15 protein-coding genes and 1 pseudogene are annotated in these 16,174 nt (G+C 76.1%); 6 read left to right on the top strand and 10 right to left on the bottom strand.

The features are described 5' to 3' along the window. Positions 1 to 23: 23 nt before the first annotated feature. Together GNZ18_RS32755 and GNZ18_RS32760 are read right to left on the bottom strand one after the other, a co-directional pair. The gene (locus GNZ18_RS32755; protein ID WP_156220515.1) at positions 24 to 1,277 is read right to left on the bottom strand and encodes an acyltransferase family protein; all 1,254 of its coding nucleotides are present in this window, start codon (positions 1,275 to 1,277) and stop codon (positions 24 to 26) included. 53 nt (positions 1,278 to 1,330) lie between these two features. Next, entirely contained in the window at positions 1,331 to 2,536 is a 1,206-nt protein-coding gene (locus GNZ18_RS32760; RefSeq protein ID WP_216651515.1) for an MFS transporter, read from the bottom strand. Between the two features lie 56 nt (positions 2,537 to 2,592). On the opposite strand from GNZ18_RS32760, the gene GNZ18_RS32765 reads away from it, so the two are divergent. Continuing rightward, positions 2,593 to 3,144 carry a CGNR zinc finger domain-containing protein gene (locus tag GNZ18_RS32765; protein WP_156220516.1) on the top strand — a complete coding sequence of 184 codons (552 nt, stop codon included), beginning with the start codon at positions 2,593 to 2,595 and terminating at the stop codon, positions 3,142 to 3,144. On the opposite strand, the gene GNZ18_RS32770 is transcribed toward GNZ18_RS32765, so the two are convergent. From GNZ18_RS32770 to GNZ18_RS32780, 3 genes are all read right to left on the bottom strand, one after another. Further along, positions 3,141 to 4,013: an SAM-dependent methyltransferase gene (locus GNZ18_RS32770; RefSeq protein ID WP_156220517.1), complete on the bottom strand. Its 873-nt coding sequence runs from the start codon at positions 4,011 to 4,013 to the stop codon at positions 3,141 to 3,143. The genes GNZ18_RS32765 and GNZ18_RS32770 overlap by 4 nt on opposite strands. 341 nt (positions 4,014 to 4,354) lie before the next feature. Further along, entirely contained in the window at positions 4,355 to 5,029 is a 675-nt protein-coding gene (locus tag GNZ18_RS32775) for a GNAT family N-acetyltransferase (protein WP_156220518.1), read from the bottom strand. A gap of 111 nt (positions 5,030 to 5,140) precedes the next feature. Beyond that, positions 5,141 to 5,602, bottom strand: a complete 462-nt coding sequence (locus tag GNZ18_RS32780) for a hypothetical protein (RefSeq protein ID WP_156220519.1) — start codon at positions 5,600 to 5,602, stop codon at positions 5,141 to 5,143. A gap of 271 nt (positions 5,603 to 5,873) precedes the next feature. On the opposite strand from GNZ18_RS32780, the gene GNZ18_RS32785 reads away from it, so the two are divergent. Beyond that, positions 5,874 to 6,413, top strand: coding sequence for a hypothetical protein (locus tag GNZ18_RS32785; RefSeq protein ID WP_156220520.1), 540 nt, complete (start codon positions 5,874 to 5,876; stop codon positions 6,411 to 6,413). Here GNZ18_RS32785 and GNZ18_RS32790 read toward each other — a convergent pair. Continuing rightward, a complete protein-coding gene (locus tag GNZ18_RS32790; protein ID WP_312874885.1) occupies positions 6,408 to 7,313 on the bottom strand; it encodes a LysR family transcriptional regulator in 906 nt (301 codons plus the stop codon). The two genes, GNZ18_RS32785 and GNZ18_RS32790, sit on opposite strands and share 6 nt — an antisense overlap. Before the next feature lie 103 nt (positions 7,314 to 7,416). On the opposite strand from GNZ18_RS32790, the gene GNZ18_RS32795 reads away from it, so the two are divergent. Next, positions 7,417 to 8,448 carry a DMT family transporter gene (locus GNZ18_RS32795; protein ID WP_376766292.1) on the top strand — a complete coding sequence of 344 codons (1,032 nt, stop codon included), beginning with the start codon at positions 7,417 to 7,419 and terminating at the stop codon, positions 8,446 to 8,448. On the opposite strand, the pseudogene GNZ18_RS32800 reads toward GNZ18_RS32795, so the two are convergent. The 4 genes and pseudogenes from GNZ18_RS32800 to GNZ18_RS32815 all read right to left on the bottom strand — a co-directional run. Next, positions 8,369 to 9,250, bottom strand: a pseudogene (locus tag GNZ18_RS32800) (anti-sigma factor RsbA family regulatory protein); the annotation flags it as partial. The gene GNZ18_RS32795 and the pseudogene GNZ18_RS32800 overlap by 80 nt on opposite strands. Positions 9,251 to 9,357: 107 nt before the next feature. Next, the gene (locus tag GNZ18_RS32805; protein WP_156220522.1) at positions 9,358 to 10,461 is read right to left on the bottom strand and encodes a carboxylate-amine ligase; all 1,104 of its coding nucleotides are present in this window, start codon (positions 10,459 to 10,461) and stop codon (positions 9,358 to 9,360) included. Between the two features lie 152 nt (positions 10,462 to 10,613). Further along, the gene (locus GNZ18_RS32810) at positions 10,614 to 10,787 is read right to left on the bottom strand and encodes a hypothetical protein (RefSeq protein WP_156220523.1); all 174 of its coding nucleotides are present in this window, start codon (positions 10,785 to 10,787) and stop codon (positions 10,614 to 10,616) included. Between the two features lie 2 nt (positions 10,788 to 10,789). Continuing rightward, positions 10,790 to 10,999 (bottom strand): HGxxPAAW family protein, encoded by a 210-nt coding sequence (locus tag GNZ18_RS32815; RefSeq protein WP_156220524.1) that lies wholly within the window; start codon positions 10,997 to 10,999, stop codon positions 10,790 to 10,792. Between the two features lie 134 nt (positions 11,000 to 11,133). Here GNZ18_RS32815 and GNZ18_RS32820 point away from each other — a divergent pair, with 134 nt between their 5' ends. From GNZ18_RS32820 to meaB, 3 genes are read left to right on the top strand one after another with little or no spacing between them, the layout of a single operon-like run. Then, positions 11,134 to 12,951 (top strand): methylmalonyl-CoA mutase subunit beta, encoded by a 1,818-nt coding sequence (locus GNZ18_RS32820; protein ID WP_156220525.1) that lies wholly within the window; start codon positions 11,134 to 11,136, stop codon positions 12,949 to 12,951. After that, positions 12,948 to 15,161 (top strand): methylmalonyl-CoA mutase, encoded by a 2,214-nt coding sequence (scpA, locus tag GNZ18_RS32825; protein WP_156220526.1) that lies wholly within the window; start codon positions 12,948 to 12,950, stop codon positions 15,159 to 15,161. The genes GNZ18_RS32820 and scpA overlap by 4 nt, the downstream gene beginning before the upstream one ends. Next, complete coding sequence (gene meaB / locus GNZ18_RS32830) at positions 15,158 to 16,138, top strand: methylmalonyl Co-A mutase-associated GTPase MeaB (protein ID WP_312874886.1); 981 nt, start codon at positions 15,158 to 15,160, stop codon at positions 16,136 to 16,138. The genes scpA and meaB overlap by 4 nt, the downstream gene beginning before the upstream one ends. Positions 16,139 to 16,174 lie beyond the last annotated feature (36 nt).

The following is a 16,174-nucleotide window of genomic DNA, read 5'->3' on the forward strand; positions in this document are numbered from 1 at the left end:
GGCGCCTCATCCGCCGGCCGGCCTCACCTGGCATGGGCCAGGCGGCGGCCGAGGCGCTGGGCGGGCCTCTCGACGTAGCGGTGCGCGAGCCACGCCGACACGAGGACGGCCGACACGAGCACGACGTACCAGGCCAGCCGCTGGTGGCCCGGGATCGAGGCGGGCTCGCCGGTCAGCCGCCAGATCACCTGCACGACCATCGGGTGCAGCAGGTAGACCGAGTAGCTCACGAGCCCCAGCCACACGAGGACGCGGGGCATCGCGCGGTGGCGCAGCGCGAGCCCGCCGAGGAAGGTCAGCCACGCGGCGGCGACGGCGATCGACCAGTCCCGGCCGAGCGGCTGCGGGCCGCCGCTCAGCGCCCAGGCGGGGGGCGTCCGCAGCCCCGCGATCAGCACGAGGACGGGCACGACCGCGACCATCGCGGCGCCCGGCCAGGGGCGGAGCCGCCCGTCCTGGACGGCGCGGACGGCCGTCCCCGCGAACATCGTCGCGATGATGCACAGGCTCTCGACCCCGCCGATGCGGCTGTCGAGGATCAGCAGGGTCAGCGCGAGGGTCGCCACGACCGCGACCCCGGCGCGCCGGACCGCGCGGCGCCCGCTCAGCAGCGCGGCCAGCCCCGCGACGAGGACGAGGGCGGCGACGAACGTCGTCCCGCCCGGCCACCGCGAGGCGAGCAGCCCGCTCGGCAGCGCCACCCCGAGGATCGCGGCGGCGACGCCGAAGCCGAGCGCGACGCGGGCGCTGGCGCGGCGCGCCCCGGCGAGGAACAGCGCGGTGACCAGCAGGTAGAACACCATCTCATACGACAGCGTCCAGAGGACGTTGACGGCGTTCGGGACGCCGAGCAGGTCCTGCAGCATCGTCAGGTGCGCCAGCGCGGACGTCCAGGGACGCTCGTCGAGCGCGGCGGGCAGCCCCCAGGAGACCCCCGTGGCGCCGAGCAGCAGCGCCAGGCCGACCGCCACGAGCCACGCCGGGTACAGCCGGAAGAACCGGCCGATCCAGAACTCGCGCACGTTCCCGCGCCGCTCCAGCGAGAACGGCACGACGTAGCCGCTGACGAGGAAGAACACGAACACCCCGTACCGGCCGAAGTCGAACCAGGGGCTCGCCGTGCGGCGGACCTCCGGCAGCAGCACGTCGAGGGAGTGCTCGAACACCACCACCATCGCGGCGAGGCCGCGCAGGGCGTCGAGCCAGCCCATCCGGGACGATCTCACCGGAGGGGCGCCGATGTCGGTTCTGGGCGGGGTCAGAGTGTTCGTCGGCATCCGGGACACCCTAGGGGCCGTTCCTCCCCGCGCCCGGCGCGTCGCCTGAACACTTACTGAACGCTGTGGCTCGCGGCGGTGACCCTGGGTGAGGCGGCCGGACGCAGCAGCACCGGATACAGCAGGGCGGCGGCGACGTGCAGCGCGGCGATCGCCAGCAGCAGCGCGGCGGCGGGAAGCCCCGCCGCGGCGCCCGTGAGCGCCGCCCCGGCCGCCGCGGCGGTGATCTTCAGACCGGCCCCGATGGTGAAGACCTGCGGGCGCGTCCCGGGCGGCGCGTGGTCGGCGCGGAGGCGGAGCGTGGCCGTCAGCAGGGGGCCGTCCATCAGCCCGGCTGTGACGAACGCCACAGTGACGAGGGCGAAGGACGGGGCGATCGCCGCCGCCGCGAGCACCGCCCCGGTCGCCAGGAGGCTGAGGCCCGCCGTCCGCTCGGCCGACAGCCGTGTGCCGCGGCGGGCGACCGCGAGGGACCCGGCGAGGGCGCCCACGGCGAACGCGGTCATCAGGACGCCGCCGCCCTCCTCGTGCCCCCTGGCGCGGGCGAGGAGCGCGGCGGTGGTGGTGAGCCCGCCGACCCCGACGAACGCCAGGCACGTGACCATGGTGATCGCGCGCAGCTCCCGCGTCCGCCACACCGCCGCGAGCCCCGAGGTGAGGTCGGCGCGCAGCCCCGCCGCCCGCTCCGGCGGATCGGTGGCGCGGCCCGCCGCGACGAGCGGCAGCGCCGCGGTCAGCGCCGCCGCGACGGCCGGGGCGCAGGCGAGCACCAGCGAGGCCGCCCCGGCGGAGACGGCCCCGGTGAGCACCCCGGCCACGGCGGGCCCGGCGACGGAGGCGGCGTTGTAGGACGCGGCGTCCAGCGCGTAGGCGCGGGTCCGCCCGGGGCCCTCCGGGGCGAGCCCGGCGACCAGGCTGGACAGGCCGCCCGACACCACCGGCCCGCACGCGCCCCCGGCGGCGGCCGCCACCAGCACGAGCGCCACCGGCGCCCGGCCGAGCAGCACCGCCACCGCCGCGAGCGAGGCCGCGTAGCCGCAGAGCGCCGCCGAGTAGAAGGCCCGGGGCCGCCGCACCCGCGCCGCGAGCCCGCCCGTCAGCGGCGCGGCCAGCACGTGCGGGGCCATCCAGGCGGTCAGCGCGAACGCGCCCGAGGCTGGGGAGCCGGTCCGCTCGGCGGCCAGGAGCACCACGGTCACCGCCACGCCCTCCTCCGCGAGCCGGGCGAGGAAGGCCACGGCGAGATAGGCACGCAGCACACGGACCTCCTTGTAACGGCTTATAATGAAAAGACGTTACAGGATGGAGGGGACGCATGGGCGACGGCGGACGGGGCTTCCGGCCGGTGGAGCGGCTCGTCGAACTGGCGAACGCGGTCCGCGAGGATCCGGCGCTCCCGGCGGAGGCGATCGCGGGGATGCTCGTCCGGCACGGCGAGTCGCCCGAGGACGTGACCGGCGCGGCCTTCACCGCCGGCGACGCCCGCGACCTGCGGGCCGCCGTCGTCCGGCTGACCGGCGTCCTCACCGAGACCGACCCCGACCGGGCCGCCGAGGCGGTCAACGACCTGCTCACCGAGTGCGGGGCGCGGCCGCGCCTGTCCCGCCACGACGGGCACCCGTGGCACCTGCACGTCGACCGGGGCGACGACGCGTCCTGGGCCGACTGGCTCCTCGCCTCCAGCGCCCTCGCCCTCGCGCAGCTGTTCAGCGAGGCCGGGCGGCCCGCCTGGGGCGAGTGCGCCGCGTCCGGATGCTCGCGGATCTTCGCCGGGACCGGCACCGGCGCCGCGCGCCGCCACTGCTCCCCGGCCTGCGCGTCACGCGAGCGCGTCGCCGCCCACCGCAGGCGGCGCGGCGCCCGCTAGGCGGAGGCCCGGACGCCGACCCCGCAGTACAGCAGCGCCGGGCGCGACGGCGGGGGGACCACGCTCGCCGGCCGCGCGGACGCCGGACGCGCCGGCGGAGCCGGATCGGGAGACCAGCGCGTGAGCGGCACGACGCCGGGCGCGAGCGGGGTGAACGGGTCGAACAGCCGCTCGACCTCGGCGGCGCCGCGCGGCACGAACGGCACCCCGCTCGCCTCCCGGTACAGCCGCGTCGCCTCCGCCGCCTCGGGCGCGAAGTCAGCGGTCGCGTGCGCCACGACCAGCGCGCTGCCCGGCGCGACCGCCTCGCCCAGCGCCGCGACGGGCCCGTGCGGGTCGTCCAGGAAATGCAGGACCGACGACAGCACCAGCGCCACCGGCTCGCGCGGGTCGATCAGCCGCCGCCACTCCGGGCTGCCGAGGATCGCGGCGGGGTCGCGCAGGTCGGCGCGCAGCGCGGCGATGTTGCCGTCCTCGATCAGCAGCGCGCGGGCGTGCGCGATGACCAACGGGTCGTCATCGACGTAGACCACGCGGGAGCCCCAGGTGTGCCGGGCGGCCATCTGGTGCAGGTTGTCGGCGGTCGGCAGCCCGCAGCCGAGGTCGACGAACTGCCTGATGCCGCGCCCGGCGAGCGCCCGGACGGCGCGGGCGACGAACGCGCGGCCCTGCCGGGCGGACTCGGCGGCCTGCGGCAGCACCCGCAGGATCCGGTGCGCGAGGTCGCGGTCGGCGGCGTAGTTGTCCTTGCCGCCGAGGAAGTAGTCGTGGACGCGGGAGATGCCCGGCCGGTGCAGGGCGAGCGTCTCCCTGGGCTCCGCCTCGGGCGCGACCCGCAGGGCGCGGACGCCGAGGGCGGGAACGCTCACGCGAGCCTCGCGGGGTGCCGCTGTGTCGTCATCGCTCGTCACCTGTCGCCTTCGCCGGACGGGAGCATGCGGGGCTCGTCTCCGACGTTAGGCGGCCATGGTCACGGCGCGCCACGCACGGCCGATCGGATGACCGAAAGCCGTCCGGTATCTGGCCGCATCGGGCCAGCGGCGTTTCGGCCACGGACGCGGCGGACGGCGGTGCACCGCAACGCGCAGCAGGAACGCGGCACTGGGACCCGCCATCGCGGGCCCGAAGCCGCTCCGGGCGGACGCCTCCTCCGATTGACCGATTCCGGCCATGACAGCGACTTAACCCGGGACGGTCGCCGCGTGTCGGATCAGCCGGTCTCCCCGCGCTCCCCGGCCGTCCCGCGCTCCCCAGGGGGCTCGGGGTCCCGCCACATGAGCCACACCGGCGGGCAGCCCTTCCCCGGCAGCGCGAGCTCCCGCGTCACCCGAAAGCCGAAGCGTTCGTAGTACGGAACGTTCCGTTCCTTGGAGGATTCCAGGTAGGCGGGGACCCCGGACGCGTCGCAGCGGTCCAGCCGCGACCGCAGCAGCGCACCGCCGAGGCCGAGGCCCTGCGCCGGCGGGTCCGTGCCGAGGACCGCCAGGTACCAGTGCGGCTCCCGGGGGTGGTGCTCCTCGATCGCGCCGAGGGTCCGCAGCGCGATGGGCAGCCGCGTCCCGAAGACGCCCAGCAGCTGTCCGAGCAGCGAGAGCTGCCGCCCCGCCGACACCTTCCAGTGGTCCGGCGGGTCCCAGAACGCGGCGGCCTCCACCGCCCCGTCCCGCCCGGCGGCCTCGCTGGCGGCGTGCGGCAGGTGGACGTGCCGCAGCGCGACGCCGAACAGCCGGCCGAGCCTGCGCACCCGGGACGCCTCGTCCGGGAGCAGCCAGCCCCAGACCGGGTCGTCGTCGAACGCCCGTCCGAGCACGGCGGAGACGGCCGCCACGTCGGCGGCCGCCGCCACGCGGACCGTCGGGGACGGCTGGGATTGCGACGGCGTCATAGGGGGCCTCCTCGGGGAACGCGGTGATCCTCACCGCGCCGCCGTCCCGCCGTCAAGGACGCCGTGTCCCTCCCCGTCCGGGACCGGATCCGCCCGGGGGCGGCCCCGGGATCACTCGGGGATCAGCCGCGCGTGGACGGCGCGCCGCTCCGCCCGCGCGCGCCCCAGCTCCTCCAGCACGAGCGACGCGCCGACGCCGAGGAGCCAGCTGTCCTTGAGCAGCGGGATGCCCTGCTGCGTGGGGCGCACCCCGCCCTCCTCGCGCATCCCCGGCAGCCGCAGGTACAGCCCGGTGAGGCCGCCCGCGAACGCGGTGAGCGCGGCGCCCGCCAGCAGCGACGGCACGAAGGGGGTCATGAGCGCGGCGCCGAGCGCCACCTCGGCGGTGCCGAGCCGCCGGGTGAACTCCCGGGGGTCCTGCGACTCCAGGAACGGGTAGGCGGTCGTCGCCATACCGTGCGTGCCCTCGGCCACCTCGTCCACGCCCTTGAGCTTCGAGACGCCCGAGTTCAGGACGAAGGCGCCCACGATGAGGCGGACGGGCATCTGGTGCGTGCGGGCTGAGAAGCGCATCGTTCCCCACATGGATCGGACGGGCCGGGCGACACCGATCATTCCCGCGCCACGTCCCTTACACGCGATGCCCCGGTCAAGACTCGGCATCCGCCTCACCACGGCCGACGCCACGGCGACCGTGCCCGCTACCCCGGCGGGAGCAGGCGCGGGGGCCGCGGTGCTCCCGCCGGGGCAGCGCCGAAGCCTCCGGCCGCCCGACGACGCCGCCCCGACCCGCCCCCCATGATCGGCGCGACCGATCTGGAACCGGAAGCCGGGAGTGGCGAAGATGTCCGTCCTTCAGCGGGAGGCGCCCGCCGCCGCGGGCCGGTGGCGGCCCCGCCCGTCCGTCCGCAAGTCGATCCTGCTCGTGCACGTCGCCGCCTCCGTCGCGCTGCTGGGCGAGGTGTGGGGCCTGGTCGTGCTGAACCTCACCGCCACGCTGACCGGCGACCTCGGCCTCGCGGGCGCCGCCTACCGGCTCATGGGCACGCTGGTCTTCGCCGGGGGCATCCCGCTCAGCCTCACCGCGCTGGCCAGCGGCGTCGCGCTCGGCCTCGGCAGCCACTGGGGCCTCGCCCGGCACACCTGGGTGTTCGCCAAGCTGCTCCTGCTGCTCGGCGTGATCCTCTGCGGGATGCTGCTGTTCACGCCCGAGGCGATGGCGGGGGCGATGAGGGCGTCGACACGCGGCGGCGCCCGCCCGGAAGGCCGCCAGTGGGGTCAGGTCGCGGTCGTCTCGACGCAGCTCGCGATGCTGCTCACCGCCACCGGGCTGTCGGTGTTCCGGCCGCGCGGGCGCCTGCGCTGGACCCGCCGCCGGTCATGACCCTCCGCTCCCGCCCGCCGAGACGGCCTGGAGCGCCTCCACGCACGCCTCCACCGCCGGGCCCGCCTCGCCCGTCCGCCACACCGCGTACACGCGCTGGCGGATCGGCGGGCGGGTCGGCAGGAGCACGACCCCGTCGGGCACCGGGTCGCGGCCGAGGCGGGGGACCAGCGCGGCGGCGAGCCCGGCCGAGACGAACGCGAGCTGGGCCCGGTAGTCGGCGACGTTGCACGCGATGTCGGGCTCCACGCCCTGCTCGCGCAGCGTCTGGACGAGCTGTCGCTCACAGGTGGTCCCCGCGGTCCAGGCCGCCCAGGGCAGGCCGAGCGGCTCGTCCAGCCCGGCCGAGCGGCGCCGCGCGAGCGGATGGCCGGCGGGCAGCGCCAGGTCGACCAGGTCCGCCGACAGCGGGACGCGCGACACCGACGCGGGCATCGGCGTCGGCGCGGTGTCCCAGCTCTCGACCACCGCGATGTCGAGATCGCCCCGTTCGAGCGCCGGGAAGACGCTGTCCGCCTCGCCCTGGCGCAGCGTCGGGGACAGCGCCGGGTGCCGCTCGGCCAGCACGGCGAGCGCGTCCGGCAGGACGGTGCGCGCCACCGCGATGATCGCGCCGATCCGGACCGGGCCCGCCGCCGCCTCGCGCAGCCCGTCCAGCTCCGCCCGCGCGGCCGACAGCTGCGCCAGCACCCGCCCGGCGTGCCCGGCGAGGACGTGCCCGGCGCGCGTGAGCCGCACCCCCCGCCCGTGCGGTTCGAGCAGCCGGTGCCCGGTCTCCCGCTCCAGCTTCGCGAGCTGCTGCGACACCCCGGACGGGGTCACGTGCAGCGCCTCGGCCGCGCCCGCGACCGAGCCGTGCACCGACACCGCGTGCAGGGCCCTGAGCCGGTCGAGGTTCACCGCCGCCTCCTTCCCGCCATGATGATCACAGTAGTACTACTACCGAATTCTATTGAAGAACATTCGCTTGTGCTAACGGGTTGGAGGGCGGCAGCGTGGACGGGTGCGAACCATCGACCCCCGACTGCTCCTGGCCGCCGGCGCCGCGTTCATCTCGGTGTCGGCGATCCTCGTCGCGCTCTCCGGCGTCTCGGCGGGCACGGCGGCGCTCTTCCGCTGCGCGCTCGCGCTGCCGGTGCTGGCCCCGCTCGCGCTGCGGGAGCGGCGCCGCGCGGGCCCGCGCCGCCGCCGGGGCGTGGACGCGGCGGCCGGGCTGCTGCTCGGCGCCGACCTCGTGCTGTGGGGCGCCGCCATCGGGGAGGTCGGCGCGGGCGTCGCGACCGTCCTGGTCAGCGTCCAGGTCGTGGTGGTGCCGCTGCTCGCCTTGGCCGTGCACGGGGAGCGCCCCACGCGCGCGTTCGCGGCGGCGGTCCCGGTCATGCTGGGCGGTGTGGCGCTGGCGGGCGGGCTCGCCGACACCGGGCCGCAGGCCGCCGGGGCCGTGCGGGGCGTCCTGTACGGGACGGCCGCCGGCATCACCTACGCCGGCTACCTGTTCCTCACCCGGTTCGCCGGGCGCGGACAGCCGCACCGGGCCACGCCGGTGCTGCTGGCGACGGCCGGGGCGGGGGCCGCGTCCGCCGCGCTCGGGATCCCCTGGCAGGGCGTCGACCCCGCCCCCGGCTGGGCGGCGCTCGGCTGGCTCGCCGCACTGGCGATGACGGGCCAGGTGTGCGGCTGGATGCTGATCGGCGCCGGGCTGCCCCGGGTCCGCGCCGAGACCGGCGGCACGCTCCTGCTGCTGCAACCGGTGCTCGCCGTCGTGTTCGGGGCCGTGGTGCTCGCCGAGCGGCCCTCGTGGGCGCGGATCGCGGGCTGCGTGCTCGTGGTGTCGGCCGTGCGACTGGCGGCGGGCCGGCCTTCGGCCAGGGGCTCCGCGCCGGACGAGGTCAGAGCCGCATGTAGACCCGGATCGCGGTCCCGTCCGGACCGGTGTGCACCCGGACGAGATCGGCGAGATGGTTCACCAGCAGGATCCCGCGCCCGCCATGGGGGCTCATGTGCGCCGGACGGCGTCCCGCGAGCGGGTCGGTGATCGTCCCGGCGTCCCGGACCTCGCACACGAGGAGCCCGTCCTCGGCCCAGATCCGCACCGTCCCCGACCCGCCGCCGTGCACGCAGGAGTTGGAGGCCAGCTCGTTGACGGCGATCTCCAGGTCGTCCACCGCGCGGGGCGCGAGGCCGAGCCGGGCCGCCCACCCGCACGCGAAGTCGCGGACGCGGAGCAGCCCGCCCAGGTCGAAGTCCATCCGGTACGCCACCGGCGGCTCGGGCAGCGGCCGGTTGTAGTCGCTGATCACCCGGTGCGGCGCGTAGTCGCCGCTCGCGCTCTCGCCGTCGCGGTCGATGACGACCGGGTGGGTGGCGCGGGCGTCGGCGAGCACGAGCGGGGCGAGCCCGGCGACGTCGTAGGGGCACAGGATCGCGACGTCCCGCCCCTCGAACGCCAGGTTGATCAGCGCCTCGTGCTGGGCGCACGCCGGGTACTCGGTGTCGGAGCGGCCGGGCCAGATCGGCTCGCCGATGATCCGGACGCGGCGCGCGGCGTGCCGGTCGGCGAACTCCCGCAGGACGCCCGGGATGATCCGGCCGGGGTTGCGGCCCGCCTCGGACATGTCCAGCCACGTCACCTCGGCGGCGGCCGCGCCGAGCGCGTCGCGCAGCGTCTCCAGGCGGGGCCCCGGCACCGCCACGGCGACCGGCTCGCCCGCCTCTCGGCCGGCGCGGATGAACGGCACGGTGCCCGCGAGGTACTCATCCTCGCCGTGGTAGAAGAGCGCGGGATGCGCGAACGGACCCCCGGGCGGGGAGCCCGGGTGCGCGCACGGGACCCTCATCGCACCTTCACTCCGTTCGTACCACTGCGACCTGCTTCCGTCGAGGGTACGCGGTGGCGCGCGTCCAACGCACGCGCGTTCCCCGGCCCGCGGGGGCGGCGGGGCGCTCAGGCCGGGGCGGGGGAGTCCTCGCGCAGGAGGCAGGAGTCCACGACGTCGGTGAGGCGGCCCCGCCTGCGGTAGGCGGCGCGCTGCCGCTCCGCGCCCGTCCCGCCGGTCATCAGCCGCCGCACGCCCGCCGTCACGCGGTCGAGGTCGCCGGTGGCGGCGAGCGCGGGCCGGACGTGCGCCAGCAGGTCTCCGGCCAGCCGCCGGAACGCCACGGGACGGCCGGTGAGCACGTCCAGGCCCGTCCCGGACAGGCCGTCGCGCGCCGCCAGCCAGTACGCCGCGCGCAGCATCTCCTGGGCGGCCGCGGGCGCCCGCCCGCCCGCCTCCACCGCCTCGGCCGACACCTGCACCAGCGCCCGGGTGAGCGCGGCGAACACGGTCGCGGCGGCGGCGGTCGGGGCGACGTCGGCCAGCCGGACCTCCAGGGTCGGCAGCCGCGCGGACGGCCGGACGTCCCAGAAGATCGTCCCGGTGTCCATCAGCGCGCCGCAGCCGAGGAGTGTCCCGACGAGCTCCTCGTAGTGGGCGTGGGACTCGAAGAACGGCGGCGGCCCCGCCACCGGCCAGCGCGCCCACGTCATCACCCGCCAGCAGGCGTGGCCGGTGTCGCGGCCCGCCCAGTACGGCGAGTTGGCCGCGAGCGCCACCAGCGTCGGCAGCCAGGGCCGCAGGTGGTTGCTGACCTGGACGGCGCGCTCCCGGTCGGGCATCTCGACGTGGACGTGGCACGAGCAGATGCACTGCTCGTCGTCCAGGCCCCGGTACGTCGCGAGGCTCTCGGCGTACCGGGCGCCCGCCGTGATGGGCGCGGGGACGAGGTCGCCGAGCACCGGCGTCCCGGACGCGGCGAGCCGCACCCCCTCGGCCGCGGCGGCGCCGGCCATCGCCGCCCGCATCGACCTGACCTGCTCCTCCAGCTTGGCGAGGTCGTCGCAGGGGGACGTCTTGGCCTCGGCGAGGAAGTCGACCAGCTCCGTGGACACCCGCTCGCCCAGCGCCGGCCGGGCGCCGCGCACCACGGCGGCGGCGCGGGGGACGACCTCGCGCGATCCGGGATCGACGACGAAGTACTCCTCCTCGATGCCGATTCGCAGGGCCATCCCACCACCTCGGAGTCGGGGAGAGACGCACGCGGGCACCTCGCCCTCGACCGTACGTGACCCTCGCCGGGAAAGCACCCGCCGGGGCTGCCGCGCGAGTTGACGAAACGCGCCGCCGGAGGCGGCGTCCCGCGGCGGACCGCGCAGGTGGGTCAGGTGAAGAAGTACATCGACAGGGCGATGAGGTGGGTGACGATCACCACGCCGAAACCGAAGAAGAACAGCATCTTGGCCGGGCCGTGGGGGAAGACGGTGCCGGGCTTGAGCGGCCCCCGCTCGCGCTGGCGCGCCGCGATCCGCTCCTCGATCGGGGGCCGGCCGAACACCGCTACTGCCGGGGGTCGTCGACGACGACGTCGGTCATGATGTCGACGGCGAGCGCGAGGATCCCGCCGAGCACGGCGACCGCGGCGCCGGCGCCGAACACGACCCAGTTCGGGCCCATGACGACGCCCAGTCCGCCGACGGCGAAACCGGCGAAGATGATGGCCACGGCGATCCAGGACTTCGGGCGTCCGGCGTGGCTGCCACTCGACATGCGTTCGTCTTCCCTCTTCACGGTTCCGGCGGGGCTGTGAGCGGAACTCTAGCAACGCCCGTCCCCGCAGGGCCCGGCGGGGTGCCCGCACCCGCGCTCAGCGCGGCTTTAGAAGCTCGCCTACGATCCAGGACATGACGGTGCCGCCTGAGGAACTGGAACTGGCCGCCGCCTTCCCCCCGGCCGAGCGCGACCGGTGGCGGGAGATGGTGCGGGGGGTGCTGCGCAAGTCCGGCGCGGCGACCGAGGACACCCCCCTGGAGGAGATCGAGGGCCTGCTGGCCCACCGGACCTACGACGGGGTGCCGATCCCGGCGCTGTCCACCCGCGCCGACGCCCCGCCCGGACGCCCCGGGCTGGTGCCGTACGCCGGCCGGGCGCGGGCGGGCGGCGAGGGGCTCGCGGGATGGGACGTCCGGCAGCGCCACGCGGGCGCCGACCCGGCGGCCGTCCGGGAGGCGGTTCTGGCCGACCTGGAGAACGGCGTCACGTCCGTCTGGCTGGAGGTCGGCGGCGCGGGGCTCGCGCCGTCCGCGCTGCCGGAGGCGCTGCGCGGCGTCCTGCTGGACCTGGCGCCCGTCGTCCTGGACGCGGCGGACCGGACGGGCGAGGCCGCCGAGGTGTTCCTCGCGCTGGCGGCCGGCACCGGGACCGCCGTGTCGGGCAACCTCGGCGCCGACCCGCTCGGGCTCCGGGCGCGCACCGGTGCCGCGGGCTCCCTGGACGAGGCGGCGGAGCTGGCCGCGCGGTGCGTCCGCGACTTCCCGAGGCTGCGGGCGATCACGGTGGACGGCACCGTCCACCACGACGCGGGCGGCGGCGACGCCGACGAGCTGGGCGCGGCGGTCGCCGCCGGGGTCGCCTACCTGCGGGCCCTCACCGGCTCCGGGCTCGGCGTGGACGCGGCGTTCGGGCAGATCGAGTTCCGGCTCGCGGTGAACGCCGACCAGTTCTCCTCGATCGCCAAGATCCGCGCGCTGCGGCGGCTGTGGGCGCGGGTCGCCGAGGTCAGCGGCGCCTCCGAGGGCACGGCGGCGCGCGTCCACGCGGTGACGTCGGCGGCGATGATGACGCGCCGCGACCCGTGGGTGAACATGCTCCGCACCACCGTCGCGGCGTTCGCGGCGGGGGTCGGCGGCGCCGACGCGGTCACCGTCCGCCCGTTCGACGCCCGGCTCGGGCTCCCCGACGACTTCGCCCGCCGCATCGCCCGCAACACCCACACCCTGCTGCTGGAGGAGGCGAGCCTCGACCGCGTCGCCGACCCGGCGGGCGGCTCCTGGTACGTCGAGCGCCTCACCGAGGACACGGCCCGCGCCGCCTGGACGTGGTTCACCGAGATCGAGCGGGCCGGAGGCTTCGCCGCCGCCCTGGAGTCGGGCCTGATCGCGGACCGCCTCGCCGCGACCTGGGCGCGCCGCCGCGCCGGCATCGCCCGCCGCGAGGCCCCCCTCACCGGGGTCAGCGAGTTCCCGAACCTCGCCGAGACGCTGCCGGAGCGGGAGCCGGCGCCGCCGCGTCCGGGGGGCGGGCTGCCCGCCGTCACCTACGCCCAGGACTTCGAGGCCCTCCGGGACCGCTCCGACGCCCACGCCGCGGCGACCGGCGCGCGGCCCCGCGTCTTCCTCGCCGTGCTCGGGCCCGTCGCCGTCCACACGGCCCGCGCGTCCTTCGCCGCCAACCTCTTCCAGGCGGGCGGGATCGAGACGGTGACCGGAGCGCCCGGCGAGTTCGCCGCGTCCGGCGCCGCCGTCGCGTGCCTGTGCTCCAGCGACCGCGTCTACGGGGAGGAGGCCGCCGCAGCGGCCCGCGTCCTGCGGGACGGCGGTGCGGTGAAGGTGTGGGTCGCGGGTAAGGGAACCTATGAGGGGGTCGACGCGAACGTGTTCGCGGGCTGCGACGCGGTCGAGGTGCTGGAGACCACCCTCCACGATCTGGGAGTGAACCGATGATCCCCGACTTCGCCGACATCGACCTCGGCGCCGCGCCCCCCGCCGACGAGGCCGCCAAGCGCTGGCGCGGGGCCGTCGCGGAGGCCACCGGCCGCGATCCCGAGGCGCTGACCTGGGACACCCCCGAGGGCATCGGCGTCCGCCCCCTCTACACCGCCGACGACCTCGCGGGCCTCGACTTCCTCGACACCTACCCGGGCATCGCCCCGTACCTGCGCGGCCCCTACCCCGCCATGTACGCCACGCAGCCGTGGACGATCCGCCAGTACGCGGGCTTCTCCACCGCCGAGGAGTCCAACGCCTTCTACCGGCGCAACCTCGCCGCCGGGCAGAAGGGCCTGTCGGTCGCCTTCGACCTGGCCACCCACCGCGGCTACGACTCCGACCACCCGCGCGTGGCGGGCGACGTCGGCATGGCCGGGGTCGCCATCGACTCGATCTACGACATGCGGCAGCTCTTCGACGGCATCCCGCTGGACCGGATGAGCGTGTCGATGACCATGAACGGGGCCGTCCTGCCCGTCCTGGCCCTCTACATCGCGGCCGCGCGGGAGCAGGGCGTCGAGCCGGAGGCCCTCGCCGGGACCATCCAGAACGACATCCTCAAGGAGTTCATGGTCCGCAACACCTACATCTACCCCCCGGCGCCGTCGATGCGGATCATCTCCGACATCTTCGCGTTCACCTCGCGGCGGATGCCGAAGTACAACTCGATCTCGATCTCCGGCTACCACATCCAGGAGGCCGGGGCCACCGCCGACCTGGAGCTGGCCTACACCCTCGCCGACGGCGTCGAGTACATCCGCGCCGGACGCGAGGCTGGCCTGGACATCGACGCGTTCGCGCCGCGCCTGTCGTTCTTCTGGGCGATCGGGATGAACTTCTTCATGGAGGTCGCCAAGCTCCGCGCCGCCCGGCTGCTGTGGGCGCGGCTGGTGAAGGGCTTCGACCCGGCCAACCCCAAGTCGCTGTCGCTGCGGACGCACTGCCAGACCTCCGGCTGGTCACTGACCGCGCAGGACGTCTTCAACAACGTCGCCCGCACCTGCGTCGAGGCCATGGCCGCCACCCAGGGGCACACCCAGTCGCTGCACACCAACGCGCTGGACGAGGCGCTCGCGCTGCCCACCGACTTCTCCGCCCGCATCGCCCGCAACACCCAGCTGCTCCTCCAGCAGGAGTCGGGGACGACCCGCGCCATCGACCCGTGGGGCGGCAGCGCCTACGTCGAGCGCCTCACCTACGACCTCGCCCGGCGCGCCTGGGGCCACATCACCGAGGTCGAGCGGGCCGGGGGGATGGCACGCGCCATCGACGAGGGCCTGCCGAAGCTGCGCATCGAGGAGGCCGCCGCGCGCACCCAGGCGCGCATCGACTCCGGCCGCCAGCCCGTCGTCGGTGTCAACAAGTACCGCCCGGACGCCGAGCAGCACATCGAGGTCCTCAAGGTCGACAACGCCGCCGTCCGCGCCCAGCAGATCGACAAGCTCCGGCGGCTGCGCGAGGAGCGCGACGGGGAGGCCGCCGAGGCCGCGCTGGCCGCGCTGACCCGCGCGGCGGGGGCCGCCGCCGACGGCACCCGCGCGCCCGGCCTGGAGCAGAACCTGCTCACCCTCGCCATCGAGGCCGCCCGCGCCAAGGCCACCGTCGGGGAGATCTCCGACGCGCTGGAGCGGGCGTACGGGCGGCACGCCGCGCAGATCCGTACGATCTCCGGTGTGTACCGGGACGAGGCGGGCGGGGCGAGCGACATCGAGCGGGCCCGCGCCGCGGCCGCCGCGTTCGAGGAGGCCGAGGGGCGCCGCCCCCGCATCCTCGTCGCCAAGATGGGCCAGGACGGCCACGACCGGGGCCAGAAGGTGATCGCGACCGGCTTCGCCGACCTCGGCTTCGACGTCGACGTGGGCCCGCTGTTCCAGACCCCCGCCGAGGTCGCCCGGCAGGCCGTCGAGGCCGACGTGCACGTCGTCGGCGTCAACTCGCTCGCGGCGGGGCACCTCACGCTGGTCCCCGCGCTGCGCGAGGAGCTGGCCGCGCTGGGCCGCGAGGACATCGTGATCGTCGTCGGCGGCGTCATCCCGCCCCAGGACTTCGACGAGCTGCGCGCCGCCGGAGCCTCGGCGATCTTCCCGCCCGGCACCGTGCTGGCGGACGCGGCGACCGGCCTGCTGGAGGAGCTGGCCGCCGGGCTCGGGCACGCGCCCCGGTGAGACCGGGGCTGGAGGACTACGCCGCCGGGGTGGCGGACGGGTCGCGGGCGTGGATCGCGCGGGCGATCACGCTGGTGGAGTCCACCCGTCCGAGCGACCGGGAGCTGGCGCAGCGGCTGCTGGCCGAGCTGTCCCCGCGCGCCGGGGGAGCGCGCCGCGTCGGGATCACGGGCGTCCCCGGCGTCGGCAAGTCCACGTTCATCGACGCGCTCGGCACCGCCCTCACCGGGCGCGGGCACCGGGTCGCGGTGCTCGCCGTCGACCCGTCCTCGACCCGGACGGGCGGCAGCATCCTCGGCGACAAGACCCGCATGCAGCGCCTTTCGGCCGACCCGAACGCCTTCATCCGCCCCTCGCCGACCGCCGGGACCCTCGGCGGCGTCGCCCGGGCCACCCGCGAGGCGATGGTCGTCATGGAGGCCGCCGGATACGACGTCGTCCTGGTCGAGACGGTCGGCGTCGGGCAGTCCGAGACGACCGTCGCCGAGATGGTCGACTCGTTCCTGTTCCTCACCCTCGCCCGCACCGGCGACCAGCTCCAGGGCATCAAGAAGGGCGTGCTGGAGCTGGCGGACGTCATCGCGGTGAACAAGGCCGACGGCGACCACAGGCTGGAGGCCGAACGCGCCGCCCGGGAGCTGGCGGGCGCCCTGCGCCTGCTCCGCAGCGACGAGCGCCGGGCACCGCCCGTCCTGACGTGCAGCGCCAAGGAGGGCACCGGCCTGGACGAGGTGTGGGGCAGGCTCGTCGAGTACCAGGACCGGCTCCGCGAGTCCGGCGAGCTGGAGGAGCGCCGCCGCTGCCAGCAGGTCGGGTGGACGTGGGCGATGGTCCGCGAGCGGCTCCTGACGGACCTGCGCGCGCACCCGTCGGTCCGGGAGCTGGCCCCCGACCTGGAACGGCGCGTCGCCGACGGCACGCTGCCGCCCGCGCTGGCCGCCGAGCGCATCCTGGACGCGTTCTCGCGGGGGTGCTGAACGGGGTTACCGTCGTCCGAAACCCCCGGTTGTGCC

The sequence above is a fragment of the Actinomadura litoris genome, from assembly GCF_009733595.1.
Lineage (GTDB): Bacteria > Actinomycetota > Actinomycetes > Streptosporangiales > Streptosporangiaceae > Spirillospora > Spirillospora litoris.

Excerpts from the sequence above, each read along its gene's own strand:
- scpA (WP_156220526.1), top strand. The coding sequence starts at position 12,948 with ATGATCCCCGACTTCGCCGACATCGACCTCGGCGCCGCGCCCCCCGCC.
- GNZ18_RS32775 (WP_156220518.1), bottom strand. The coding sequence starts at position 5,029 with ATGACGCCGTCGCAATCCCAGCCGTCCCCGACGGTCCGCGTGGCGGCG.
- GNZ18_RS32755 (WP_156220515.1), bottom strand. The coding sequence starts at position 1,277 with ATGCCGACGAACACTCTGACCCCGCCCAGAACCGACATCGGCGCCCCT.
- GNZ18_RS32815 (WP_156220524.1), bottom strand. The coding sequence starts at position 10,999 with ATGTCGAGTGGCAGCCACGCCGGACGCCCGAAGTCCTGGATCGCCGTG.
- GNZ18_RS32820 (WP_156220525.1), top strand. The coding sequence starts at position 11,134 with ATGACGGTGCCGCCTGAGGAACTGGAACTGGCCGCCGCCTTCCCCCCG.
- GNZ18_RS32780 (WP_156220519.1), bottom strand. The coding sequence starts at position 5,602 with ATGCGCTTCTCAGCCCGCACGCACCAGATGCCCGTCCGCCTCATCGTG.
- GNZ18_RS32805 (WP_156220522.1), bottom strand. The coding sequence starts at position 10,461 with ATGGCCCTGCGAATCGGCATCGAGGAGGAGTACTTCGTCGTCGATCCC.
- GNZ18_RS32785 (WP_156220520.1), top strand. The coding sequence starts at position 5,874 with ATGTCCGTCCTTCAGCGGGAGGCGCCCGCCGCCGCGGGCCGGTGGCGG.
- GNZ18_RS32765 (WP_156220516.1), top strand. The coding sequence starts at position 2,593 with ATGGGCGACGGCGGACGGGGCTTCCGGCCGGTGGAGCGGCTCGTCGAA.